Genomic DNA, 23,477 nt, shown 5'->3' with positions numbered 1-23,477 from the left:
CATAGCCGACTGTCGTCAACATCGGATGGTGCGTGCCAATCGTAAGTATGCGTCACGCGCCGGAACTCTCAGAGCAGCCATCCCAACGTGAGCATACGATAGCCGCGTCGCTCTCTTGCTGCTCGCGAGATTCGGACCTCAATGTGGATTCTGAAACTACTCAGCTCGGCAGAGCAATGTGATTGAGAGCAACGAGTTTGATGACGTAAGCTCACAGCGAGCGCCACGATTCGGCTCGTACTTCATGAAGTGCACGCATCCTGGAGCGGTTAAAGCGATAAGCGTTCCCAGAACGCGTCGCCACGAGCTCAAGATGGTGCGGTTTGCTGAAACACAAGTGGTGTTTCGTGCAAGCCTGCAGCCGTTCGTTAAGATGCCGCGAGGTTCGCCGTCGCGGCGACCGGAGATCGAAAAGGCTGCCGCTCTCCCTCGGCGGCGTTCTGCGCGTACCACAGATACTGCGCAGCGTAGGCGCGCCACGGTCGCCATGCTTCCATATGGGTGGACAATTCGTGAATCGGAACGTGCTCTCGGCCAAGCAATCGTACAAACTCATCGATCGCTGGCGGAAATGCATCCGGCTCGCGAAACTGCCGCATGGCGATGTATTGCGCTATCGCGTCACCAATTTCCGGGATTTCGCGAAGCTGGGCAATCATGTCTTCGAGGCTTTGCCCTGTCCTAAACGGATCCCTGCTGCTCGATGCCATACGCGCCAGTGCTGCAATTGCCGTCGCCTTGGCGCCGGGGATGCCGAGTTCCGTGAGGTCGGCCATCGCAAGTGTCTTTGGACGCGGGAATGTTCGCCTGAGGCTATCTTTCCCCGATCCTGTCACCGTCAGCGAAGCCCCATAGGTGCTCACGACGTTCCTGATGCTGGCCCTCGCCTGCGAACCCGTATCCCCGTCGCTGAGGATCGTCCTAACCGCGAACTCGAACCCATCCCATGCGCCCGAGACCCGCAATCCGGGCCACGCGGCCACGAGAGGCGCAAGCAACGGGTCTTGCGCGAGGTGACGCGCTATCGGTTCGGGGTCGGCAGAAAGGTCGAAGACGCGCCGTAGCCGCGAGAGGATAGCCGGCAGCGTCGCAAGCCGCGGGAATTGCACGACGGCTTCCAACGCGTGGTCGCCCGATGGCCGAACAGTGATAGACCCTATCGCTCCATCCAGGTCGATGGTGCGGCAGTAGGCAAACCCATCAACCAGTTCGACCTCGGGAATGGCGAAGGTCTGCAGATAGCAGAGAATAGCGGCCCAATCATATGGCGGCCGATAACTGAGACGGAGCGTGATTTCGGTGGAAGGCGTAGCCGCCGATGCTGGCGGTTTGGTACGGCGCAGAGAATTAGGAGGACGTCCGTAGAGGCGCTGAAAGACCTCGTTAAATTGGCGCACGCTCCCGAACCCGGCAGCCAAGGCCACGTCCGTCATCGAAAGCTGCGTGTCATGAATGAGCTGCTTCGCAAGTAAGACTCTATGCGTTTGCGCGACTGTGATCGGCGACGCTCCCAGGTGCTTGTCGAAGAGCCGACGAAGCTGGCGCTCTCCAACTCCCAGCCGGCTGGCAAGATCGCTCATGCTTGCGGAGTCGAGCGCGCCTGCTTCAATCAGCGACAGGGCGCGCGAGACAGTGTTCGCAGTTCCCCGCCAGGCGCCGAAGTCTGGTGCGGTTTCAGGGCGACACCGTAAGCACGGACGGAATTTGGCTTCCTGAGCCTCCGCCGCCGAACGGAAAAACATAACGTTTTCGATCTTGGGGGTTCGCGCGGGACAGATCGGCCGGCAATATATGCCGGTGGTCCGCACTCCGATAAACAGCCGACCGTCAAACCGGACGTCCCTCGTCGCGAGTGCACGGTAGGATGCGGCGTGATCAAGATCCATAATTCCGCATTTATTGCACGGAACACGCATCTCGTCTCGCTGTTTTCGGACACGATCAAAAATGGCAAAGACAAAGCTCGCCTGACTGACAATCTCGGAAGACAGTGCTCCGTCGGGCGCCCGGTCGCGCTGTTCCATAGGCTTCCGAGTTGAAGGCTTGAAGAAGTTCCCGCGCCTTCCTGTTAAGTGCCAATCGCGCGTGATCCTAGCGACTGGGAATGGAAGCTCCTGCGCCTAGCTTCGGCGGAGAGCATCAGAGACCAAGTTCGTTCCCACACAGTCTCGTGAAACCAACCTTGGTGAAGGGCCAAAGCGACGGCTTCCAAGAAATCCGCGAGATTGCCCGCAACAAAACTGAAGAAGTAGCCGCCGTCTGGTCCCGATGAATTAGCGTCGGTGATCGGAAGTGTAATAGACCAGCTATCGATAGCTCATCGCCTCGCGAAGTCGGAAATGCTGCTCAATCGGCTGTCGCGGTGTCGCCTGCAGATCTCCCCTCGACAATGGTGGCCAACTCTGGGAACGGTTGTGCAGTTCGCACAGTCAGCTTATCATCGGCAACCTACAGAGGGGTTGCTCAATGAGCGCACACGACCGGAATCGCGCAGTGGACCCCGACGCTTGGGGCCTCCTTTCCGATCACACAGTGCGCAGGTTTGCCATAGTCGGTGCTGTTGGACTGCTGGGCTGCATCATCGCTCGGGCACCGACCATCCTTGGAAAATTTAGCGCCCCAGGCACAGGGATAGAGCTGAACCTGAATGCCGGATACGTCCTCATTTTTGGGCCGTCTTTGCTGCTGTTGGGGATTCTCTGGGCTTCATCCGGCGCTGGTCGGCGAGCGGGTCGCCCCGCGAACGCGGACCTCTCGTCCACTGTCATCATGCTGTTGCCCGCGTTGTCAGCAGCCTTCATCGCCTTGCAATTCTTCCTCCTGCTCGCCCCCAAAGGCGAATGTTTGACCTTCGATAGGTGGCGCTACCTCGTCGACTTCACCCTGCGTGCTTTTCAACCCGAATATTGCATGGGCGTGTCAGACGAGACGCAGCGTTCACTACCGTGGCTGCTGAATCCTCCGATGGTTCAGGGCTGGCTCCAGCTATGCGTTCCGATCGCCGGAGCCGCGATAACCGCCTGGACCTTACGAAAATGGCGCATGCGCAGGGCCTAATGTATCGCCGGAATGGTGATCTCCCGCACCACGAGATCTGCCTTTCCATCAAATCCGGCGACCACGGTCAGCGTTTTCTCTTCGAGCTGAATGCCGCGAAGCCCAACGGCTCCCTGATTGAGGCTCAGGGCAACGTTCTGCTTGGCGGCAGCAGCGCTCAGCTGCGTCAGCTTCGCGCGCAGCTCCGATATCTTCGGCCTTAGATCATAGTTCGCCTTCTGCTCGATCAGGGTCTTGATCGGGCCGTTCAGCACACTCGCCACCGTCGACCATAATGCATTGTCGGTGACGGCTGTGAACGAAACGTCCTTGAATGAAACGATCTGTTGCTCCGTATCGAGACTCGGTGTGGCCAACAGATAAACGGTACCCTTGGTATCCAGGATATGGTGACCCGTCGAAGCGGCGAACCCTAGGACGACGGCCAGTTTACCCGCCGAGGGATAAAGCTGAACATCTCTGATATTGAGCTTCACATGTCCGGCTGGTGTCTCTGCCTCGAAGTCGCGGCCCATCAGGTAATCTCCGACAGCCTTGCTCGCGTCCCCATAGCCGATCTTCACCGGCAAGACGATCGTGATCTTGTCGGTTGCAGCGGGAATGCGCGTCAGATTCGGCAAGTCGCCCGCTTGATTGCTTTCGAGAGGAGCGGTGCCGGCTTCCGTCTTTCCGGTGAGTGACAGGGCAAGGCTGAGATCGGACGGCCCATAGCTTACGCCCGAAAAGCCGGCTCCCGCGGGCGTGAAGTTCACGTAGGCCGCTGTTCCCTGAACGCCGGGAATGGAGACCGGGAAGGAATAGGGATGCCATACGTCCTTCACGGCGTTGGTGACCGAAGAACAGCTCAGGCTCGACTGAAGCTTTGCCACCGCGCTATTGAGCTGATCCTTCAGCTTGTCGCCGACCTGTCCTTCAATCCCAAGCCAAATGTTGTGAATGATCTCCAATTGCGCCCTGTCGGTCCATCTGTAGGCGGCCGAAGCCTGCAGTTTCGGACACCACTTTTCATCGACATCAAGCGCAATGTCAGCGCTCGCTTCTATGCCGCCTCTGAAATTCTTCTTGTCGAGTGCAAGCGCCTTCGCCACATCGCCCGAAAACCCAGCTTGCCCCGTAACCGTCACGTTCGTAACCACGTGAACCTTGTTAATTCCCGCGGAAATCGTCACCGGACTCGTACGATCCACCTGCACGTTGTAGTCCACATCCTGGCAGACCTTGCGAACCTGATTGACCGTCACGACTCGCGTGACAAAGCTTACAGCGCCACCCACGAATCGGCCGACATCGCCGCCGATCCTCTGCTGAATTGTGTGCTGAACTGCTTCCGTCAGATCCGCACAGACCTGTTGACGGCCGCTCGTGCTGAACGTCTTCGGGAGGGCCGAGCTCAAGGCATTTGTAAGCGCCTGATAGGAAATCGAAGCGCTCGCTCCGATCGAGGACGTTTCAGTTAGGGCCGGCGGCGCACTCGCGGAGTGCTCTGGCTTCGCCGATACTTCGTGGTCGAAGAAGCCTGCCCGAGCTGGCGTTTCGAATTGAAGATAGGCTCCCAACGCCACGGCAAAGACAACAAGGCTAGTGAGCCTGGAATAGCTCATCGCAATACCCCCGCCAAAAACGATTTCTCAAAGGATTTTTACCAAAAACGGCGGCTACGATAAGCTGTAACCCGCGACCTGTCTCCGCACTGCGCGTCGATGTGCTCTCACAATCGGTTGAACGATCGGGAAGGTCGTTGTCGCTGACCCCGGCCGCGCCTGCGACAGGCAACCGATCGCCTTGCCCAGAGACAACGCTCGGCTAAGCGTTACGGTACCCCGCATTAGCCCGGGCGATCATAGAACTCTTGCAGGCCACAACGGCGTCAGCGCTCGCCAATACGCTAACCGGGCCCGGCAAGCGTTCCGATTCGCTCAGCTTGATCAACGCGAAATCCCAGCCGTCTGTTGGATATGTGAAGCCGCCGTCTCGAGTGATGGCGTAGCGAAGCACGGCAATGCAAATCAATGCGTTGCCGTGCCTGTTTTTGCTTAGGCCCCACATAGGGCGCATCGAGGCGGCAAAAATCCTGCCATATGCAAAATCTAAGGGTGCTTGAACCAACGTATCAGGCCCGCGAGCACGTCATCTTCTGGCCTGTCGGCGCCAGTTACATCGACCCAGTCTTTGAAATTAGGTGGCGTGCCGATCGTGTACAGGAAACTTCCGCCGTCCTGTTCAGCTGCGGTGATGATCAGCTTGTGCTCTGTCCGGGCGTCGCTGTGCCGGCTTAGAAGGAGCGTACCGCTTTTGACGACCTGATCGACCACCAGTCCCTTGGTCCCGGTGTAGGCGTTAATGTTTTCAGACAGCTCCCTGATAGCTGCGGCCTCGCGCTGTTTGCACTCTTCCTCTTTTCTGGTTTTGGCTTGCTTATCCTCGTTGAGTTCTTTCTCGCGCTGCATCAGAGACTTCATGCTTCCCCTGCCAATTGATTGTGTCGATACGGCCATCAAGTGGTTACGAAAGGGCGCCGAGTCAATCGATAGCTGGTCAGAACTGAACAGATCGGTCAGATGCCCCTACCGAAAACCGACGATGCAAATCAATGCGTTGCCGGTTTTTGCTTTTGCGTTAGCGGGTTGGTCGCAAGACGCTGAACTACATGTCGCATGGCAGCGCCGCCAAGCGAGCCTGATCAGATCAGGTAATCTCCAGTCTAGGCCATAAGGCCGGGTCGATGCATATCACTGGATCGCCATTGGCGAGCTTTTGTATGAGCCGATTCAGCCGTCGGATGTCACAGTTGACGTCATGAATGTACGTTACTTGGTCCGGGCTTCGGCGGAGTCCCAGGACGCCGTGCTATAGTAGCATTGCGAAGATAGCTGATTTCTCGATGGCGTTGCCTATCGTCAAGCACGACCGCCGCGCTCTGTCGCTGCGGAGGAAGCGTAAGTGGCAGCCGCGCTTGCGCGCGACCGTGCTCTATCTCCGGCCGTACGACGGCCTTCGACCGAACCCGCTTGCGGCGGTTTCGGCCCATGCGGGTGACGATCACTCTGCCAGCTGCGTCCGGGTCACGCTTCTATTCCCGCTCGCAGAAGCCTCGCTCTGCGATGCGCTTTGGCGCAGAGGCGGCAGTTGACCTTCGGCGCGCTGCGACGATGGCTGGGGGCGCCAGCGGGAGATTCGACGCGGACCGGATGTTCGCGAGGAGCGATTGAGCAGATGCGGCGAGATCGCTTGGGCCAATAACGCATATCTCCCTAGTGCGACCTGATCCGCGGCCGGGACCGACTATCCGCGGGCCCGACGCAATGAATCTGCGGCCGGAAAGGGGCGTGCACCAGGGGGCGATGGCCATCGTTGAGCAGGCACGACCCCGCTCTCCATGGATGGCTTTCCTTGTCCTCAGCCCGGCCTTCCACGATCAACCCTCAAGGGGTCGGCTATGCGAGCATGCCGCCGCTACGCCTTCGGCTTCGCGGTGATCGCGGCCGGTTGAGGATACTGACGGACGCCATCGAGCGGGGATCGGCCTCGCTCAAGATGGAGCCCTCAAATGTTGCACGATCTTTCCCTCGCCCAGTCCAACGCGTTCGAGCTCGCCCGCACCCTGATGGTCCCGGTCACGCTCTTCCAGGTCGACGGCGCATACGGCGTGATGCCGAGTGACGAACTCGATGATGCCGATGTGGTCCTCGTGCATGAATACGATCCGCACGAATTCAGCACGGCTCGTTGAACCGGATTTTCCCTTGTGTGCCGCTTGCGAGCGGGCGGCGGCAAGGGAAGCTGCGCCGCGGCCGGCCGACGCTGAGCGTCGAATGCCCCGCATAATTCATCAATTGCCAGCCGCGCCCTTGCCCCCTTCGCTCTTCGCGGGCGGGGCGAGTGGGTCCCGCAAGCTGCGGGAGAAGGCAATTCAAGCGGGAAAGGTCCGGCGCGGCAACGCCGGGATTCGGAGATGGAAAAGAAGGATATCGAAGAGCTGAAGAATCGCGTGGCCTGCGCCGCCGTGCTCGAGAAGGCCGGCTTTGCGATCGATCTGAAGGAGAGCACGCGCAAAGCCGCCAAATATCGCCGCGGCGGCGACATCATCATCGTGATCCATCAGGGGAGAGGCTGGTTCGACGCATTGTCCGACGCCAGAGGCGACGTGTTCTCGCTGGTGGAGCATCTCGATGGCATCAACTTTCCCGAGGTGCTGCAGCGAGTCTCCGACCTGGTCGGCTTTGTGCCGACGGAGCCCGTCTGGACACGAGAAGCCCGCGCCTATGATCCCGATCTTGGCGCTGCGGATCGCTGGCGCTCGCGGCGCAGGCCTTGGCGAGATTCTCTGACCTGGCGCTATCTGCGCGAGGAGCGTGGCATCCCGGAAGCCGTCATCGGCGCTGCGATCCGGCATGACCGGTTGCGCGAAGGCCCTCACGGCAGCATGTGGGCGGCGCATCTCGACAATGATGGAAGGGTCATGGGCTGGGAGGAGCGCGGTCCGCAATGGCGCGGCTTCGCCACCGGCGGCGGCAAGGTGCTGTTCCGTTTCGGACCGGCGAACGCGACCCGGCTCTGCGTCACCGAGGCCGCGATCGACGCCATGAGCCTCGCTGCGATCGAAGACCAGCGGCCGGACAGTCTCTATCTGAGCACCGGCGGCGGCTGGGCGCCGGCCACGGTCGCCGCCATTCGGGCGCTGAGCGCGCGGCCGGCCGCGCGGCTCGTCGCCGCGACCGACAACAACCGGCAGGGAGAGGTTTATGCCGATCGGCTCGCGGCGATCGCGCAGGAGGTGGGCTGCGACTATGAGCGGCTGCGGCCCGCGCCGGAGGACTGGAATGAACAGCTGCATCCAAGCAGCAAGAGGAAGAAGGAAAGGGAGGAGAAAGCAAACCCGGCTGCCGCATGCCCGCCGTCCGCGTCAAGGGTGAAGCTTCGCCCGCGTGCCGCGGCCCTTGACCCGGCCGATCGGAGAGGCGGCCGCGGAGGAGGGGTCAGGAAGGGCTGAAGGCGATGGCGAAATCGGAAGGATGAGCTGCGCTTCAGCCCGACGAGGCTGAAAGGAGCCCGCTCATGACCCTCCCTCCAATCCGCAAGGTCTATCAGGGCATCGCCGACCGCCGGCAGATGTTCCGCATGTTCGATCGCCACGCGCGCCGGCCAAACCGTTGGGAAAACGACGACAGCGCTCTCTATTGCGGCGAATGGTTCGAGATCGGCCAGGCCGACCACGACCATATGTTCGAGATCCTGCCGCCGCTCTGGATGAAGGCTGAGATGTTCGCGTTGCGCGAGTTCCTCACCGGCAGCATCACCGGCGTTTTCTTCGCGCTGACGATCGATCGCCGATCGCGCTACTTACACGGCTATTGCGATCTTCGCGACAAGGGCTCGCCGGATCGGATGCGCGCCGCGATCATCGAACGTGAATCGCGGCCCGTGACGGCGATGACGCGCGAAGAGCGGCTTGAGCACATCTGGTCGAGTGCGCATGATGATTATCGCGGTTATGCCGGAGACCGCTGGGCCGAGCATCTGCGCGGCGAGCGCACAGTGCTGGTCTACGACGGCCAGCGCGGCACCGTGCTGAAGCTGCTCGACCAGCTGACCGACGCGGAGATCGCGGCGAAGCTGCCGGTGGATCTGCGCTACCTGCCTGATGCGATCGCGGCGTGAGGGAGGTGGCGATGTTCACGTTCCCCATCCCCTCCGTCCGCACGGTGATCGAGCGCGGAAAATCCGACGCCGCCGCCAATGGCGGGTTCCGCAATCCTTACTACGGCCTCAGGCCTGGTGAGGGCGAGAAGCCCGGCCTCTGGCTTGTCGGTGACAACGGCGTCTACATCATGTCGAACGGCAAGCTCAGCGATGGCGGTCGCCCGCTTGTGGTCTATTCCGAGGAATGCCATCCGGTCGGCAATCCGGACTGGTTCGACTACAAGCGCCGCCATTTCGGCGGCGATGACGGCATCGCGTTCATCGAGGCCGAGCGGCTGATCCCTCTGATCAATCGTGATTTTCGATACACGCATCTGCGCCTGCAGCTGAGCGAGACAGACATCTCTCTGTCGCTCATCGTGCGCTAGCGCCCCCATCCCCAATCCACCGTGACCATCCGCACCCGCCGAGGCAGCTCGGCGGGACGACGGCACGCGCCCTCATCACAAGGAGAAATTCCCATGGCGCAAGACGATCCCTTCACCCTCGATCTCTTCGGCAACACTGCGCTGTCGTCCGGCCTTGGCCTCGGCGTCACCGCTTTCGCCGGAGGCCCCGCCGTCGAGCCGGGCGATGATGACGATCCCGATCCGGCGACTCCCGCTCCGGCCATGCCGTTCGCGGCGGTCGCACGCTCGACGTCGCCCACCCATCATGAGCGCGGCGCGAACTTCCATCTCGCCGGCGACCACGCGCTGGCGAAGGGCTGGAAGGATCGCGCGCGCGACAATATCGCCGCGATCCGGCTTGCCGCCGCCATCGAGGCCGATGAGCGGGCGGCTACGCCTGAGGAGCAGAAGCAGCTCATCCGCTTCACAGGATTCGGCGCGTCCGAGCTCGCCAACGCCGTGTTCCGGCGTCCGGGCGAGGCCGAGTTTCGCCAAGGATGGGAGGCGATCGGCGAGGACCTGCAGGATGCGGTCCGCGATCTCGACCATGCCTCGCTCGCGCGCTGCACACAGTACGCCCATTTCACGCCTGAGTTCATCGTTCGAGCGATCTGGGCAGGCCTGCAGCGCCTGGGCTGGCGCGGTGGCCGCGTGCTCGAGCCCGGCATCGGCACGGGACTGTTTCCGGCGCTGATGCCGGAAGGGTTTCGTGACATCTCGCACGTCACCGGGATCGAGCTCGATCCGGTCACGGCGCGCATCGTGCGCCTGTTGCAGCCGCGGGCACGGATCATCACCGGCGATTTCGCGCGTACGGCGCTGCCCGCAAACTTCGACCTCGCCATCGGCAATCCGCCGTTCTCCGATCGTACCGTGCGCTCGGATCGCGGCTACCGCTCGCTCGGTCTTCGCCTGCATGACTATTTCGTCGCGCGGGCGATCGACCTTCTGAAGCCCGGCGCTCTCGCGGTCTTCGTGACCAGCTCGGGCACGATGGAGAAGGCGGACGCCTCGGCGCGCGCACACATCGCCAAGACGGCTGACCTGGTCGCTGCCATCCGGCTGCCCGAGGGCAGCTTCCGCGCCAGCGCCGGCACCGATGTCGTCGTCGACATCCTGTTCTTCCGGAAGCGCAAGATCGGCGATCCGGAAGGCGATCGGTCCTGGCTCGATGTCGACGAGGTGCGCCCCGCGACCGAGGACGAGGATGCCATCCGCGTAAACCGCTGGTTCGCCGAGCATCCGGGGCATGTGCTCGGCACACATGCGCTCGCCTCCGGTCCCTTCGGCGAGACCTACACATGCCGTCCTCGCGATGGCGAGGACCTCGGCGCCGCACTCTCGGCCGCCATCGCCCGTCTTCCGGAAGCCATCTACGACGGCGAACCCGACATGATCGAGCCCGATCTGGAGGACGCCGGTGATCCGGTTTCCTGCGAGCTGCCATCCGATCGGCATGTGCGTGAGGGCAGCTTCTTCCACGACAAGGCCTACGGCCTGATGCAGGTTCTCGACGGCCAGTCCGTCGCCGTCAAGGCCCGCAAGGGCCGTAGTGCCGACGGCATCCCGGAGAAGCATGTCCGGATCATCAGGAAGCTGATCCCGATCCGCGATGCGGTACGCGAGGTGCTGAAGGCGCAGGAGCTCGACCGGGCCTGGAAGGAGGCCCAGGTCAGGCTGCGCATCGCTTGGGGCGCCTTCGTCCGAGACTTCGGCCCAATCAATTTCACCAGTGTCTCTTTGTTGGAGGATGAAGAAGCCGGCGAAGTGCGCGAGACGCATCGCCGCCCCAACATCCAGCCCTTCCTCGACGATCCCGATTGCTGGCTGGTTGCCTCGATCGAGGACTATGACCTCGAGACCAATACCGCAAAGCCCGGCCCGATCTTCACCGAGCGCGTGATCTCGCCACCGACGGCGCCGTTGATCACCAGCGCGGCCGATGCGCTCGCCGTCGTCCTCAACGAACGTGGGCGCGTCGACATTGACCATATCGCCGAACTCCTGCATCGCGACGGGCAGAATGTTGCCGCCGAACTCGGCAGCGCCATCTTTCGCGATCCGGCGGACGGATCGTGGCAAACGGCGGACGCTTATCTGTCGGGCCATGTCCGCGACAAGCTGAAAGCCGCGGAAGCGGCGGCTGCGCTCGATCCGTCCTACGAGTGCAACGTCACGGCGCTTCGGGGCGTCCAGCCAGCTGATTTGCGCCCCTCCGATATCACCGCGCGGCTCGGCGCGCCCTGGATTCCGGCCGCCGATATCGTCGCCTTCGTCAAGGAGACGATGGATGCCGAGATCAAGATCCATTACATGCCAGAGCTGGCCTACTGGACCGTCGAGGCGCGCCAGCTCAGATGGATGGCGGCCGGCACGTCGGAATGGGGCACGGACCGCCGGCATGCCGGCGAGCTGCTCGCGGATGCGCTGAATAGTCGCGTCCCGCAGATCTTCGACGCCGTCAAGGATGGCGACAGCGAGCGGCGGGTGCTCAATGTCGTCGACACCGAGGCCGCGAAAGCAAAGCTGCAAAAGATCAAGGACGCCTTCCAGCGCTGGATCTGGTCCGATCCCGATCGCACCGACCGTCTGGCGCGCCTCTACAACGATCGCTTCAACAACATCGCGCCGCGAGCCTTCGACGGCTCGCATCTGCAGCTCCCGGGCGCCTCTGGTGCCTTTGTTCTTTATGGACATCAGAAGCGCGGTATCTGGCGGATCGTGTCGGCGGGCTCAACCTATCTTGCCCACGCGGTTGGCGCCGGCAAGACCATGACCATGGCGGCCGCGATCATGGAGCAACGGCGGCTTGGCCTGATCGCCAAAGCCATGATGGTGGTGCCCGGTCATTGCCTGGCGCAGGTTGCGCGCGAGTTCCTGGCGCTCTATCCCAGCGCCCGCATCCTCGTCGCCGACGAGACCAATTTTACCAAGGACAAGCGGCATCGCTTCCTGTCGCGTGCCGCGACGGCGAACTGGGACGCAATCATCATCACGCATTCGGCGTTTCGCTTCATCGCCGTGCCGTCGGCGTTCGAGCAGCAGATGATCCAAGACGAGCTGGAGCTTTACGAAAGCTTGCTGACGAAGGTCGAAAGCGACGACCGCGTCTCGCGCAAGCGGCTCGAACGGTTGAAGGAGGGCCTGAAGGAGCGGCTGGAGTCGCTTGCGACGCGCAAGGACGATCTCCTGACTATCTCCGAAATCGGCGTGGATCAGATCATTGTCGACGAGGCGCAGGAGTTTCGCAAGCTCTCCTTCGCTACCAACATGTCGACCCTGAAGGGCGTCGATCCCAATGGCTCGCAGCGCGCCTGGGACCTATATGTGAAGTCGCGCTTCATCGAAACCAAGAACCCCGGCCGGGCACTCGTGCTTGCCTCCGGCACGCCGATCACCAACACGCTCGGCGAGATGTTCTCGGTGCAACGCTATCTCGGTTATGCGGCGCTGGCGCAGCGTGGCTTGCACGAATTCGACGCCTGGGCGTCAACCTTCGGCGATGTCTCGACCGAGCTCGAGCTCCAGCCCTCCGGCAAATACAAGCCAGTGACGCGCTTCGCCACCTTCGTCAACGTGCCGGAACTGATCGCCATGTTCCGCTCCTTCGCCGACGTAGTGCTGCCGGAAGACTTACGCCAATATGTGAAGGTGCCGGCGATCTCGACCGGCAGGCGCCAGATTCTGACCTCCAAGCCGACCGCGGCCTTCAAGCGCTACCAAGTGCTGCTCGGCGAGCGCATCAAGGCGATCGAGATGCGCGATCGCCCGCCCGAGCCTGGCGACGATATCCTGCTTTCCGTCATCACCGACGGCCGTCACGCGGCGATCGACCTGCGCCTGGTCGATGCTGACAATGACAACGAGCACGACAACAAGCTCAACGATCTCATCGCGAACGCCTACCGCATCTGGAAAGAAGCCTCAGAAAATACCTATTTGCGCCCGGACGGCAAGCCATTCGAGCTTCCCGGCGCCGCGCAGATGATCTTTTCCGATCTCGGCACGATCAGCGTGGAGAAAACCAGGGGCTTCTCGGCCTATCGCTGGATTCGCGACGAGCTCATCCGCAAGGGCGTGCCCGCATCGGAAATCGCCTTCATGCAGGACTACAAGAAGTCCGAGGCCAAGCAGCGCCTGTTCGGCGATGTGCGCGCCGGCAAGGTGCGTTTCCTGATCGGTTCCTCCGACACGATGGGCACCGGGGTTAATGCGCAGTTGCGCCTCAAGGCCCTGCATCATCTCGACGTCCCCTGGTTGCCGTCTCAGATCGAGCAGCGCGAGGGCCGCATCGTGCGGCAGGGCAACCAGCACGACGAGGTCGATATCTTCGCCTATGCGACCGAAGGCTCGCTCGATGCCACGATGTGGCAGAACAACGAGCGCAAGGCCCGCTTCATCGCCGCGGCGCTCTCGGGCGATACCTCCATTCGCCGGCTCGAGGACCTGGGCGAGGGGCAGGCGAACCAGTTCGCCATGGCCAAAGCAATCGCCTCGGGCGACCCGCGCCTGATGCAGAAGGCGGGCTTGGAGGCCGATATCGCCCGGTTGGAGCGATTGCACGCCGCTCATGTCGATGATCAGCATGCCGTGCGCCGCCAGATCCGCGACGCCGAGCGCGAGATTGAGTTCTCGGCCCGGCGCATCGCGCAGATCGGACAGGACATCGAACGCCTTGTGCCGACGGCGGGCGAGGCCTTTGCGATGAACGTGAGTGGCAGGGCCTATAGCGAACGCAAGGAGGCCGGCCGCGTGCTGATGAAGGAAATTCTCAACCTCGTGCAGCTTCAGCAGGAAGGCGAGACCGTCATCGCCTCGATCGGCGGTTTCGACCTCGAATATGCGGGCGAACGTTTCGGAACCGACGGCTATCGCTACACCACCATGCTGATGCGCAGCGCCGCCGATGACGAGATCGAACTGCCGGTCACGGTGACGCCCCTCGGCGCAGTCTCGCGCCTCGAGCACGCGCTTGATGATTTCGAGGGGGAGCGGGAGCGCTTTCGCCAGCGTCTTGCCGATGCTCATCGGCGCCTTGCCGCCTACCGGTCGCGCGAGGGCGGCGACTTCGCCTTCGCCGGCGAGCTCGCCGACAAGCGCCGGCACCTCGCGGAGATCGAGAAGACGCTAGCCTCGGACATCGAGGGGGCGGGTGAGACGGGGGCAATCGCCGCTTAGGCCCTCTCGCGCGTTCCTCGGCCAGCTCAGGTGCTGGCCGAGCAGCCGCGACAACTGACTGGTCGGGCCGCTCGGTTGCAGCAATCCGGCGGAAGTAGTCTTGGAAGCCTGGCTAACGTTCACTCTGCGCAACATTTTTGCAGAAATGCTTCAGGCAGACTCTGAGAGAGTGACTTCCTGTTCCTGGTTTGCAGGAAGTAGCTGATGAACAACCCCGACATCGTTTTGCGTCCCGCTCGTGCTGGCGACGGTCAGTCGCTATTTGACGTGACCTTGCAATCCGTTCAGGGGCTCGGAAAGAGCCACTACACGAGCTCGCAGCTCGCCGGGTGGATGGGAGAACGCACAGCCCAGCACTACGAGGACATCATCAAGAAGGGTCGCACGATTATCGCCGAGGCGCGTGGAGAGGTGTTGGGATTTGTCGATTCAGATCCTGGCGAGGTGACGCGCCTCTTTCTATTGCCCAAGGCAGCAGGCCGGGGCCTTGGTAGGCGACTTCTCGAAGCCGGCGTCGAGAACGCGGCGAGGGGACATTCAGGACCGATCAAGATCGAGTCCACGCTAAACGCGCAGGGGTTCTATGAGCGTCATGGCTTTAGGGCCATCCAGAAAGGAGACTTCTCCCATGGTGTTGGGGGAGAGCCGATTGAAATCGTCCTCATGGAAATGGCACAAACATAGTTCCACAATGGACGTCGTGCCTCTCCAGTCTCCATCGATACAGAAATTCGCGGGAATCGCGAGAGAATTGCGGCCCTTCTGTTACAAATATCGCTCCCAGAAAATCTTGAAAGGCATGGCAAGCCGTTGGGCCTCGATAGGCGGCTATCCTGCTGAGGAGACTTGCGGACGCGGCGTTGATTGATCTAGATTTCGAAGTGTTTTCTTTTTTGGAGCGAATGACGTGGCATTAGGGACTGTTAAATGGTTCAACCCGACCAAAGGCTATGGGTTCATTGCACCGGACGACGGCGGCAATGATGTTTTCGTCCACATCTCGGCGGTAGAGAAGGCCGGTTATACTTCGCTCGCTGAAGGAGCGAAGGTCAGCTATGAACTGGGGACGAACCGCAGCGGCAAGCAAGCAGCAGAAAGTCTTCGCCTTGGGTAGCACCGCTCGGTGTTCCCAGAGTCAGAACATTAGATTAGGATATCGGCCCTACGGTTGCCGAGCGTGGTAGTTGCCCGAACCTTTGCAAGTTGGAATGCCGGCCCTGCCACGTTCTCAGCCGTGGCAGGGCCGTTTGTTTTTGCGCAATGTTGGGCGCCACCCTGCGGTGCGGTGGATGGTATCTATGCCCGCGCGCTGTGAAACGCATGGCGATGGACACCAGACAGCGATCCCGTACAGTCGAGCTCGCGCACCTCCTGAGCTAGGCTGGATCTCCAGCCCGCATCTCAACTTCGGGAATATATCCCAGTTGCTGCACCAGGGCGGCCAACGTCAGGCGGATGGCATCCAATCTCGCAGTCGCTTCACTCAGGGTGGCCCACGCCTTGTCCGACCGCGACACCGCTGCCGAGCCAATCTCAAGCAGGCTATTCTTGGGAGAGGGCGCTGCTTCGTCTTGCATGGCGCTCCCCAAATCCAGCAGCGTGTTCCTCAGGGCTTGGAGTGCGCAAGCGTCCTCTTGTTCCAGCTGTTCCACCGCTGCGAGGGCTTCGCGATAGTGTCGTATTGCTTCGACGACTCTGTTTTCGAGATCGGTCTTGTCGTTCATCTACGTTTCTTCTCCGCGGGTCTTCGAGCAGTGTGTCTTCGAAGCCGATCAGGGCTCCGCACGGCCAAATGGGCAGGGTCTCGACCCACCCACACGCCGTCTTGCTCGCCTTGAGGTCGTAAGTCAGATGCCTCTTCCCCCATAACTCAACAGGCCACCATGGCAGTTCAAGGGAAATTGGACGAGGAAAGGGAGGAGGGGAGAAAAGCAGGAAACCAGCCCGCTCGCAGATCGGGCGGACCGCTGGCGCTGAAGCTCAACCGCCGCCTGTGCGATCCCGGCCCGTCGTCCTGCGCAGGGCTGTAAGCCCTGCTGGTCCTGCCGGGCAGGGGTGCTCGGCCGCAGTTGCACCGGCCCGTCCGCTCCGCGGGCCGGGGGGATGTCTTCGGGAAGAAGACGAAAAAGGCCGGTCGAGCCGGTCCGCAACCCCAACAGGAGCATTTCCATGCGTCTCATCAAGGTCGATCCGCGCGCGCTGAAGCAGAACCCCAACCCCCTGCGGCAGACGAAATCCACGGCGCAGGCGGACGCGCTGCTGCTTGCGACGATCAAGGCCGTCGGCATCGTGCAGCCGCCCCTCATCACGCCGGAATCCGACGGCGGCAACGCCTACATCATCAATGCCGGCCACCGCCGCGTGAAACAGGCGATCGCGGCCGGCCTCGAGGAAATCGACGTGCTCGTCGAGGAGGCAGCCAACGACAACGGCGCCATGCGCTCGATGGTTGAGAATATCGCCTTCGAGCCGCTGAACCCGGTCGACCAGTGGCGGGCGATCGAGCGCCTCGTGGCACTTGGCTGGACCGAGGAGGCGATCGGCGTCGCGCTGACGCTGCCCGTACGCCAGATCAGGAAGCTGCGTCTGCTCGCGAATGTGTTGCCCGCCATGCTCGACCACATGGCCAAGGGCGACATGCCGAACGAGCAGCAGCTGCGCACTATCGCCGCTGCGTCGCCCGACGAGCAGAAGGAGGTCTGGAAGAAGCATAAGCCATCGAAGGCGGACCCGCAGGTGTCTTGGTGGAGCGTGGCCCAGGCTCTGCAGAAGACGCGCATGTATGCCCGGCACGCCAGCTTCGGCGACGATCTCGCACAGGCGTACGGAATCCAGTGGGTCGAGGACCTGTTTGCTCCGGCCGACGAGGACAGTCGCTACACCACGAATGTCGAGGCCTTTCTCGGCGCGCAGCATGAGTGGATGGCGAACAACCTGCCGAAGAAGGGCATCATCGCCGAGACCACGAACTGGGGAGAGGTGAAGCTGCCGCCGAAGGCTGAACGGGTGCATGGCAAGCCGACGAAGTCCGATTGCACCGCCATGTATCTCGACCGCGAGGGCCGCGTGCAGACGGCGCATTACCGCATGCCCGAAGCAAAAAGGCCGAAGGGCAAGGCTGCACCGGGCACGGTCAGCGTTCCGGATGATCTCGGTGGGGTGTCGAAGCCTCGCCCCGACGTCACCCGCAAGGGCGTCGAGATCATCGGCGACTACCGGACGGACGCGCTGCGCGAAGCGCTCGGCCGCGCGCCGATCGAGGACGGCGCGCTGATGGCGCTGCTGATCCTCGCCTTCGCCGGCCAGAACGTCTCAGTGACGATGGGAGGCGGTGGTCTCTATTGCGGCCAGAGCCGCTTGGCGAAGCACGCGGCGGTGCTGTTCGACGGCGACGGCAAGCTCGCCTTTGACATGGACGCGCTGCGCATCGCCGCCCGCGCCATGCTGGGCGATGTGCTCTCGTGCCGCGAGAACGCCACCAACAGCGGCATCGTCTCCCGTATCGCCGGCGAGATGATAGGCGCGGACGATTTCCTGCCCAACATGGGTACTGAGGGCTTTCTCTCGTGCCTATCGCGCCCCGCGCTCGAGGCGTCGTGCAAGGACACGGCGGTCCTTCCGCGTCAGCGCGCGAAGGACACCCGCGCTGCGCTTGTCGAACACTTCAAGGACGGCCGCTTTGTCCACTCCGCCGCGCTCTTCGCACCGGACCCGACGAAGCTTTCCGCATGGCTGTCGTCAAGCTCGACCGTCGCGGACGACGCCGGCGAGGTGGATGATGAAACAGCGGGCATCGGCGATGACCCGGCCGAGGATGACGCCGCCGCGTTCAGGGAGGCGGCTGAATAACAGCCCACCGCTTTCTTGTTCCGAACGATCTGCCGCCGGCAATGCCGGCGGCGGTTCTGTTTTCACACATCAGTAAACACGGAGGACACGATGTCCGCGCAAATCACCGAGGAGCAGGACCGCAGCATGGATGCGTCATTTCCCGCACACCAGAAGCAAACCTTGCCTGAAGCTCTCGAAGTCGCTTTCGGCCGCGGCGCTGACGGCCTTCTCGTCGCGCTTGTCGGCGAGGCGGCTTTCGCGATGGCACCTAGCCGCGACGGCCGGCATTGTCTTGTCACCGCCTGGCGTATCTCCCGCCCGATGGCCGAATGGAAGCGCAGCGATTTCTACGGCCATTCCGGCGAGATCGCCGACGAGGCGGCATTCCGCGTCGCCGTACTCGAAAACGCCGAGCATCAGCGCGAGCTCAAAATGCTCGGCCGCGTCGAGGTGTATTCGCGCGCCCACACGCCCTGGGGCGCCTCGCAGGGCGCGACCCTATATGCCGAAGGTGTCGAGCGACACTCGACGGCCGGACATGGAGGCTTCAGGCTCTCGGCCGAGCGAAACCGCAAGGTCCATCCCACGCTGCGATCGAAGGGCGGGTGGTATGAGGAGGATTCCGAATGGGCGATCGTTGCGATCACCTTCCCGCATCTCTTCACCGCGTTCGAGCGCCGCTGCGCCGAACGGACGATCAAGGAGTCCTGGCCGGACGCCTGGGAGAGGATCTTCGGCACGGTGCTCGCACCGGGAGAGTCCTACGAAAAGGATCGTCGCAGCTTCACGCTAAAACATGCCAACGACTGGATCGTCATTTCGGCGATCAGCTCAAGTCGCTGCGAAGGCTTCGTGGAGTGCGTTGCAACGCCTGGCGGCAGGCGCGGAGCTGGAACGGAGGAGCGGCGCTTCCTTGTTCCATCCTCCGATTATGAGGTTGGACGCTTTGGCTTCGTGATCGACCCGACCCGGCACCAGCTCTATGGCGGGCCATCGGACTTCATTGGCTGGCAGACCGGGAGGGTCACATGACCCCATCCCCGGGTGGCCTGGCGCTTCTTCACCGCATGCAGGAGGCGCCAGCTCGAGTTGATCGATCGCCAGATCATGCAGCGGATGAAGGCACTGATCCCGCAGCTGACGCCGAGACGCGCCAGTTACCGGCGGGGCAGGGCGCCGGACCCGAGTGCTTTCCTCGAGCGTATCGCTCGGATCTTGCGGCGATCACGACAGAACGCCAGCCGGAGATCGACGCACTGTCCTGCAAGCTCGCCCGGCAGGATGCTGCGACAGAGGCGCACTGTGTTCGCGACGGGCTTCCCTCCGATCGGCTTGATGCTGGCGTTCCGTGCATCGGGCCGGCCTTGCTGTGCCATCGCGCATCTGTGGGGATCGCGACCATGGATAACAACACGCGTGCGCGTTCGAACGACCGCTCCGCATTGACAAGAGCAACACCGGCCAGTCGTGCGCGCGTCGCGACTTTCATTCTGGCCTGGTAGGATGTCGACAACCTCGGCGGATTCGACGTGTCCGACATCTTCGCTGTGGATCACAACATGCCCGCAGCATGGCAACTGTCGTGCACCGCCTCTCCGAATCTCCAGTCGGGGAAATATCCTGAGGTCTACCGCGCCGAGAGCGAGGACCTCAGGCTCTGGCGGCCGGAGGTCTGGACGCGCACAGTCGGAATCGCCTGACATCAAAGAAGCTGCCCCGTTCTCGACCTGAGGCGATGCATGAGTTCGCGGCAGGTCATGGCGATCCTTTCCGTCCGGTTTTTTCTTCACCGTTCCGGTCCGCCGGATCTCCCCTCGGGTTTGTCGCGCTCGTAAACCGGCGGCCGGGCGCTTCAAGGCCGCTATTGCGCCGCGTTGCGGCCGGGACCGCCGCTCTCGGCAAAGCGGGTCCGCGTCCTGCGCTAGGGCGAAAAGCCCTGCTTGTCCGCAAACCCGCTCCGCTCGATTCGGCAGGCCCGGACCTTGAAGCGCCCGTCTTTCCGCCGGTTTTTTCCGATCGCACCCGAAGGGAGGACCGGCAGGAGCCGGCCCAAGCCTTCCGGGAAAAACCAAAGGAAAGGATGTTCCCCATGACCAAGACCGCTCGCACTCCACGTCAGCCTGCCAAGGTCGTCCAGCTCCGCAAGGGCACCACCCTCGAAATGGTCAGGCTTGCCTGCCCCGACGCCGCCCAGGCTGCCCTCATCGCCGAAAGCTTCGGCCTCATTGTCCTCGATAGCGACGGCATCCGCGATCTCCATGAGCGCCTGATCATCGAGACGGCCGGCGCACTCAGTGAAGGCATGGGCGAGCGGGCGATGCAGATCCATCTCCAGCGGATCGTCGGCGCCTATGTCGGCTCCGCCCACGGGGCCGGCCAGTTCTACAGCCGCGCGGTGACGGAAGCCCGCGACGCCACGGCCAAGACCGCCAACGACACTCGTGACGAGGACCTCGACGGTCCCGTTGGCTTCGACAGCACCGCGCAGCGCAAGCGTGAGTTCGCCGCCGACATGGCCCTGCAGTCGCACGCGCTGCGCATGGCGGCCGAAGGCGCCGTCGCAGCCTACGAGCAGGTCGTTGGTGAGGCCTGGAAGCCCTTCGAGCGTCCGCTCGACAAGCCGGGGCAGACCATCGGTCGCAAGGCAGCCGAGGTGCAGATGGCGGCGTTCCGTTGAGCCGCACCGGGCGAGGCTTCGGCCTCGCCCTTCTCTGCTGCGCGGATTCTAAGGGTGTTCGCACCTACTGGAAACATCAGTAATGCTTTCAGTCGCTTATGTTATCTGCGAGGCATGGTCACTTTGAGTGATCAATGACTGATAGGGCGGATTGCGGTCATAGCGGGCAGGATGTAGCATGCCGACTGCTCGTCGAGCGCTGTCTCCGAGCGACACCCCTTCCCACGAAACTGCTGACTATCGCGGTCCAAGGCCGAGTCGGCACGTACAATGAAAGGCGAGAGCTTTGCACGAGCGGTTTGTATTGATCTCTGGCTGTTCAGGCGGCGGCAAGTCGACGCTGCTCGGCGAACTTCATATGCGCGGTCATCAGATCGTTGAAGAGCCTGGCCGTCGCATCGTGAAGCATGAACTTGATACCGGCGGCCGGGCGCTGCCGTGGGAAGACGCGCTGGCGTTCACGCGTCTGGCTATTGCCACCGCTCTTGCCGACCGTGATGCGGCGAACGCCAGTTCGGGATGGGTGTTTTTCGACCGCGGACTAATCGATGCCGCCTTGGCGCTGCAGCGGTTGACTGAGGAACCTGTGTTGGCCGCGCTGAACGCGCAGCATCCCTATTACCGGCGCGTCTTCCTCGCGCCGCCATGGCAGGAAATTTATGTGATGGACTCCGAACGACGCCACGCCTTTGAGGCTGGCATCGACGAGTACGAACGACTGGAGAGGGAGCTTCCCAAACTTGGCTACGAGGTCGTCATCCTACCCAAGGCGACCGCCTCCGCCCGTGCTGACTTCGTCCTGACCACCCTCGGTGCCTAGGCGCGAGGCGTCAGCTCCGCGATCGGATATCGCCGCAGACATCTTACCGCGGAACGGACGTTGAGGGCGGTCAATTGTGTCGCTGTTCCACCAGCGTTTCTGCACTCCCGAGGGGGTGCACCCGAGTACTGCGATCAGCAAGATCAGGACTTTGCAAAGAATGGCCTGCCTCAGCGGGGTACAGTGCATGGTCGACCTGAACAGAAGACGAGCCAAAGGCTAACTGCCATCGCCCAACGCTCATTGATGGAGCTCAACTGTGAGATCGCTCCGATATTCAAATCGGCCCCGGGCCGCACGACCTTCATGTGTCGCGCCATCCTGAAGGTCGTGGTGCCCTCGCCCCTTAAGGAGTCTGCGCCAATCCGGCGCATCCGTGCGAGCCAGCATGCTGCGGCGGCTTCTCCAAAGGCTTCGGCCACTATGCCTCGCAAGCATCTCGATCATGATCATTATCGCGTGCATCTCTCCATCGCTCTCTTGATCACCGCAAAGATACGCTTATCGCTGAGTTGAGCCACGTTGAAGCGCAGGAACGACGTCGCGGACTGCGACACGCTGAACACGTTTCCTGGCGCGAGAACGACTTTCTCCTCGATGCTGCGTTGCGCGATCACAGCCGAATCGTGACCGTCGGGCAGGCGGCACCATAGATAAAAGCCGCCGCGCGGTATGATCCAGGGAGCGAGACCGAGTTGCGCGAGCCGATCTATCGCCTCCTTTCGGGCGCGCGTCAGACGCTGACGCACTTCATCCATATGCTTGCGATAGCTGCCGCCGGCAAGAACGCCGGCGATCAGTTCGGTCGCCACCGGGCTCGGGCCGCCGAAACTCGTAGCGACCTGAAGATCGACAATGCCCTCGATCCAATCCGCGCGGGCGGCGATATAGCCGCAACGCACGGAGGCAGAGAGCGTCTTGGAGAAGCTGCCGATCCTGATGACGCGGTTGAGGCCGTCCAAAATGGAGAGGCGCGGTGACAATGTTGGCTCGAAATCCGCGAAGATGTCGTCTTCAACGATTGTCAGGCCATGGCCAGCGGCCGCACTCAGCAGACGATGCGCGGTTTGAGGCGAGATACTGGCACCCGTAGGATTGTGGAGCGCCGAATTGGTAATGTAAAGGCGAGGACTCTCATCGACGATGGCCTGCTCGAAGGCAGATGTGTCTGGACCAGTTGGCGTAAAGGGAATGCCGACAATTCTGACAAGATGCGCGCGCAACAGCGCCTGGAAATTGAAGTAGCAGGGGTCGTCCACCAGAACGGTGTCACCAGGCCGCAGCAGCAAACGGCATATCAGGTCGATTGCCTGGGTCCCCGAAGCCGTCAGCATGATCTGATCCGCCGTCGCAGTGATGCCCTCGTCGGCAAACCGGCCGAGCAACAGGCGGCGCAGGACGAGAGAGCCGCGTGTGCTCCCATAATCGGAAAGTACGGCGTCATCGGCCCGACCAAGCGCCCTCAACCCTCTGCGCAGCGCGGCGTTCGGCATCCAATCGGCGGGCAGCCACCCGCAACCAGGCTTGAGGACGGAGGGGTCGGCATCGAGTGACTGCTTGGAGACCCAAAAGGGATCGACGCTGCGCTGGCGCGACGGCCCCATTTCGGCCAAGGCCATCGGCGGCACATTGGCGCCGGTCACGTAGAACCCGGAGCTGCGCCGCGCTCGGATGATGCCCTCGGCTTCCAGGCGGTCGTAAGCCTCGACCACCGTGGACGGCGAGACGCGCATGCTCTCGGAGAAGCGGCGAACCGAGGGCAGGCGGTCCCCAGGGCCAAGCACCCTGCTCGCAATTTTGGCGCGGATGACGCTCATCAGCGCTT

General features: G+C 62.4%; 18 protein-coding genes and 1 pseudogene. 14 read left to right on the top strand and 5 right to left on the bottom strand.

The window, feature by feature from the left end; genetic code table 11:
* Window positions 1-368: 368 nt before the first annotated feature.
* Window positions 369-2,024, bottom strand: coding sequence for a DNA-3-methyladenine glycosylase 2 family protein (locus JJE66_RS38565; protein WP_200520320.1), 1,656 nt, complete (start codon window positions 2,022-2,024; stop codon window positions 369-371).
* Between the two features lie 442 nt (window positions 2,025-2,466).
* On the opposite strand from JJE66_RS38565, the gene JJE66_RS34880 reads away from it, so the two are divergent.
* The gene (locus JJE66_RS34880) at window positions 2,467-3,057 is read left to right on the top strand and encodes a hypothetical protein (RefSeq protein ID WP_200520319.1); all 591 of its coding nucleotides are present in this window, start codon (window positions 2,467-2,469) and stop codon (window positions 3,055-3,057) included.
* Here JJE66_RS34880 and JJE66_RS34875 read toward each other — a convergent pair.
* Window positions 3,054-4,658, bottom strand: coding sequence for a DUF4403 family protein (locus JJE66_RS34875; RefSeq protein WP_200520318.1), 1,605 nt, complete (start codon window positions 4,656-4,658; stop codon window positions 3,054-3,056). The genes JJE66_RS34880 and JJE66_RS34875 overlap by 4 nt on opposite strands.
* Before the next feature lie 486 nt (window positions 4,659-5,144).
* Entirely contained in the window at window positions 5,145-5,504 is a 360-nt protein-coding gene (locus tag JJE66_RS34870) for a hypothetical protein (protein WP_200520317.1), read from the bottom strand.
* A gap of 1,100 nt (window positions 5,505-6,604) precedes the next feature.
* Here JJE66_RS34870 and JJE66_RS34865 point away from each other — a divergent pair.
* From JJE66_RS34865 to JJE66_RS34835, 7 genes are all read left to right on the top strand, one after another.
* On the top strand, window positions 6,605-6,787 hold the full coding sequence (locus tag JJE66_RS34865; RefSeq protein WP_200520316.1) for a hypothetical protein: 183 nt from the start codon (window positions 6,605-6,607) through the stop codon (window positions 6,785-6,787).
* A gap of 222 nt (window positions 6,788-7,009) precedes the next feature.
* Window positions 7,010-8,047 carry a DUF3991 and toprim domain-containing protein gene (locus JJE66_RS34860; protein ID WP_200520315.1) on the top strand — a complete coding sequence of 346 codons (1,038 nt, stop codon included), beginning with the start codon at window positions 7,010-7,012 and terminating at the stop codon, window positions 8,045-8,047.
* Between the two features lie 65 nt (window positions 8,048-8,112).
* Window positions 8,113-8,715 carry a DUF1419 domain-containing protein gene (locus JJE66_RS34855; RefSeq protein ID WP_200520314.1) on the top strand — a complete coding sequence of 201 codons (603 nt, stop codon included), beginning with the start codon at window positions 8,113-8,115 and terminating at the stop codon, window positions 8,713-8,715.
* 11 nt (window positions 8,716-8,726) lie between these two features.
* Window positions 8,727-9,125, top strand: coding sequence for a DUF3085 domain-containing protein (locus JJE66_RS34850; RefSeq protein WP_200520313.1), 399 nt, complete (start codon window positions 8,727-8,729; stop codon window positions 9,123-9,125).
* Between the two features lie 93 nt (window positions 9,126-9,218).
* Complete coding sequence (locus JJE66_RS34845) at window positions 9,219-14,324, top strand: helicase-related protein (RefSeq protein WP_200520312.1); 5,106 nt, start codon at window positions 9,219-9,221, stop codon at window positions 14,322-14,324.
* Between the two features lie 204 nt (window positions 14,325-14,528).
* On the top strand, window positions 14,529-15,008 hold the full coding sequence (locus JJE66_RS34840) for a GNAT family N-acetyltransferase (protein ID WP_200520311.1): 480 nt from the start codon (window positions 14,529-14,531) through the stop codon (window positions 15,006-15,008).
* Window positions 15,009-15,231: 223 nt separating this feature from the next.
* Entirely contained in the window at window positions 15,232-15,438 is a 207-nt protein-coding gene (locus JJE66_RS34835) for a cold-shock protein (protein WP_200520310.1), read from the top strand.
* 262 nt (window positions 15,439-15,700) lie between these two features.
* Here JJE66_RS34835 and JJE66_RS34830 read toward each other — a convergent pair whose 3' ends face one another.
* Window positions 15,701-16,048, bottom strand: a complete 348-nt coding sequence (locus tag JJE66_RS34830; RefSeq protein WP_200520309.1) for a hypothetical protein — start codon at window positions 16,046-16,048, stop codon at window positions 15,701-15,703.
* 445 nt (window positions 16,049-16,493) lie between these two features.
* Between JJE66_RS34830 and JJE66_RS34825 the strand changes: the two genes are divergently transcribed.
* The 6 genes and pseudogenes from JJE66_RS34825 to JJE66_RS34805 all read left to right on the top strand — a co-directional run bounded on the left by JJE66_RS34825 (window position 16,494) and on the right by JJE66_RS34805 (window position 21,652).
* Window positions 16,494-18,173, top strand: a complete 1,680-nt coding sequence (locus JJE66_RS34825) for a ParB N-terminal domain-containing protein (protein WP_200520397.1) — start codon at window positions 16,494-16,496, stop codon at window positions 18,171-18,173.
* A gap of 126 nt (window positions 18,174-18,299) precedes the next feature.
* Window positions 18,300-19,187, top strand: a complete 888-nt coding sequence (locus tag JJE66_RS34820) for a DUF7007 domain-containing protein (protein WP_200520396.1) — start codon at window positions 18,300-18,302, stop codon at window positions 19,185-19,187.
* 75 nt (window positions 19,188-19,262) lie between these two features.
* Window positions 19,263-19,453, top strand: a pseudogene (locus JJE66_RS38310) (hypothetical protein); the annotation flags it as partial.
* Window positions 19,454-19,714: 261 nt separating this feature from the next.
* A complete protein-coding gene (locus JJE66_RS34815; protein ID WP_200520308.1) occupies window positions 19,715-19,855 on the top strand; it encodes a hypothetical protein in 141 nt (46 codons plus the stop codon).
* Between the two features lie 389 nt (window positions 19,856-20,244).
* Entirely contained in the window at window positions 20,245-20,832 is a 588-nt protein-coding gene (locus tag JJE66_RS34810) for a hypothetical protein (protein WP_200520307.1), read from the top strand.
* Window positions 20,833-21,118: 286 nt separating this feature from the next.
* Window positions 21,119-21,652: an AAA family ATPase gene (locus tag JJE66_RS34805; protein WP_200520306.1), complete on the top strand. Its 534-nt coding sequence runs from the start codon at window positions 21,119-21,121 to the stop codon at window positions 21,650-21,652.
* Between the two features lie 452 nt (window positions 21,653-22,104).
* Here JJE66_RS34805 and JJE66_RS34800 read toward each other — a convergent pair whose 3' ends face one another.
* Window positions 22,105-23,469: a PLP-dependent aminotransferase family protein gene (locus tag JJE66_RS34800; RefSeq protein WP_200520395.1), complete on the bottom strand. Its 1,365-nt coding sequence runs from the start codon at window positions 23,467-23,469 to the stop codon at window positions 22,105-22,107.
* Between the last annotated feature and the right edge of the window lie 8 nt (window positions 23,470-23,477).

The organism is Bradyrhizobium diazoefficiens (assembly GCF_016612535.1).
GTDB lineage: Bacteria > Pseudomonadota > Alphaproteobacteria > Rhizobiales > Xanthobacteraceae > Bradyrhizobium > Bradyrhizobium diazoefficiens_C.
The sequence above is the reverse complement of the archived record's forward strand: the minus strand, read 5'-3'. Positions and strand labels throughout refer to the sequence as shown.

Excerpts from the sequence above, each read along its gene's own strand:
- JJE66_RS34830 (WP_200520309.1), bottom strand. The coding sequence starts at position 16,048 with ATGAACGACAAGACCGATCTCGAAAACAGAGTCGTCGAAGCAATACGA.
- JJE66_RS34815 (WP_200520308.1), top strand. The coding sequence starts at position 19,715 with ATGCCCGCAGCATGGCAACTGTCGTGCACCGCCTCTCCGAATCTCCAG.
- JJE66_RS34870 (WP_200520317.1), bottom strand. The coding sequence starts at position 5,504 with ATGCAGCGCGAGAAAGAACTCAACGAGGATAAGCAAGCCAAAACCAGA.
- JJE66_RS34860 (WP_200520315.1), top strand. The coding sequence starts at position 7,010 with ATGGAAAAGAAGGATATCGAAGAGCTGAAGAATCGCGTGGCCTGCGCC.
- JJE66_RS34810 (WP_200520307.1), top strand. The coding sequence starts at position 20,245 with ATGACCAAGACCGCTCGCACTCCACGTCAGCCTGCCAAGGTCGTCCAG.
- JJE66_RS34875 (WP_200520318.1), bottom strand. The coding sequence starts at position 4,658 with ATGAGCTATTCCAGGCTCACTAGCCTTGTTGTCTTTGCCGTGGCGTTG.
- JJE66_RS34800 (WP_200520395.1), bottom strand. The coding sequence starts at position 23,469 with ATGAGCGTCATCCGCGCCAAAATTGCGAGCAGGGTGCTTGGCCCTGGG.
- JJE66_RS34840 (WP_200520311.1), top strand. The coding sequence starts at position 14,529 with ATGAACAACCCCGACATCGTTTTGCGTCCCGCTCGTGCTGGCGACGGT.
- JJE66_RS34825 (WP_200520397.1), top strand. The coding sequence starts at position 16,494 with ATGCGTCTCATCAAGGTCGATCCGCGCGCGCTGAAGCAGAACCCCAAC.
- JJE66_RS34820 (WP_200520396.1), top strand. The coding sequence starts at position 18,300 with ATGGATGCGTCATTTCCCGCACACCAGAAGCAAACCTTGCCTGAAGCT.
- JJE66_RS34865 (WP_200520316.1), top strand. The coding sequence starts at position 6,605 with ATGTTGCACGATCTTTCCCTCGCCCAGTCCAACGCGTTCGAGCTCGCC.
- JJE66_RS34850 (WP_200520313.1), top strand. The coding sequence starts at position 8,727 with ATGTTCACGTTCCCCATCCCCTCCGTCCGCACGGTGATCGAGCGCGGA.
- JJE66_RS34855 (WP_200520314.1), top strand. The coding sequence starts at position 8,113 with ATGACCCTCCCTCCAATCCGCAAGGTCTATCAGGGCATCGCCGACCGC.
- JJE66_RS38565 (WP_200520320.1), bottom strand. The coding sequence starts at position 2,024 with ATGGAACAGCGCGACCGGGCGCCCGACGGAGCACTGTCTTCCGAGATT.
- JJE66_RS34880 (WP_200520319.1), top strand. The coding sequence starts at position 2,467 with ATGAGCGCACACGACCGGAATCGCGCAGTGGACCCCGACGCTTGGGGC.
- JJE66_RS34845 (WP_200520312.1), top strand. The coding sequence starts at position 9,219 with ATGGCGCAAGACGATCCCTTCACCCTCGATCTCTTCGGCAACACTGCG.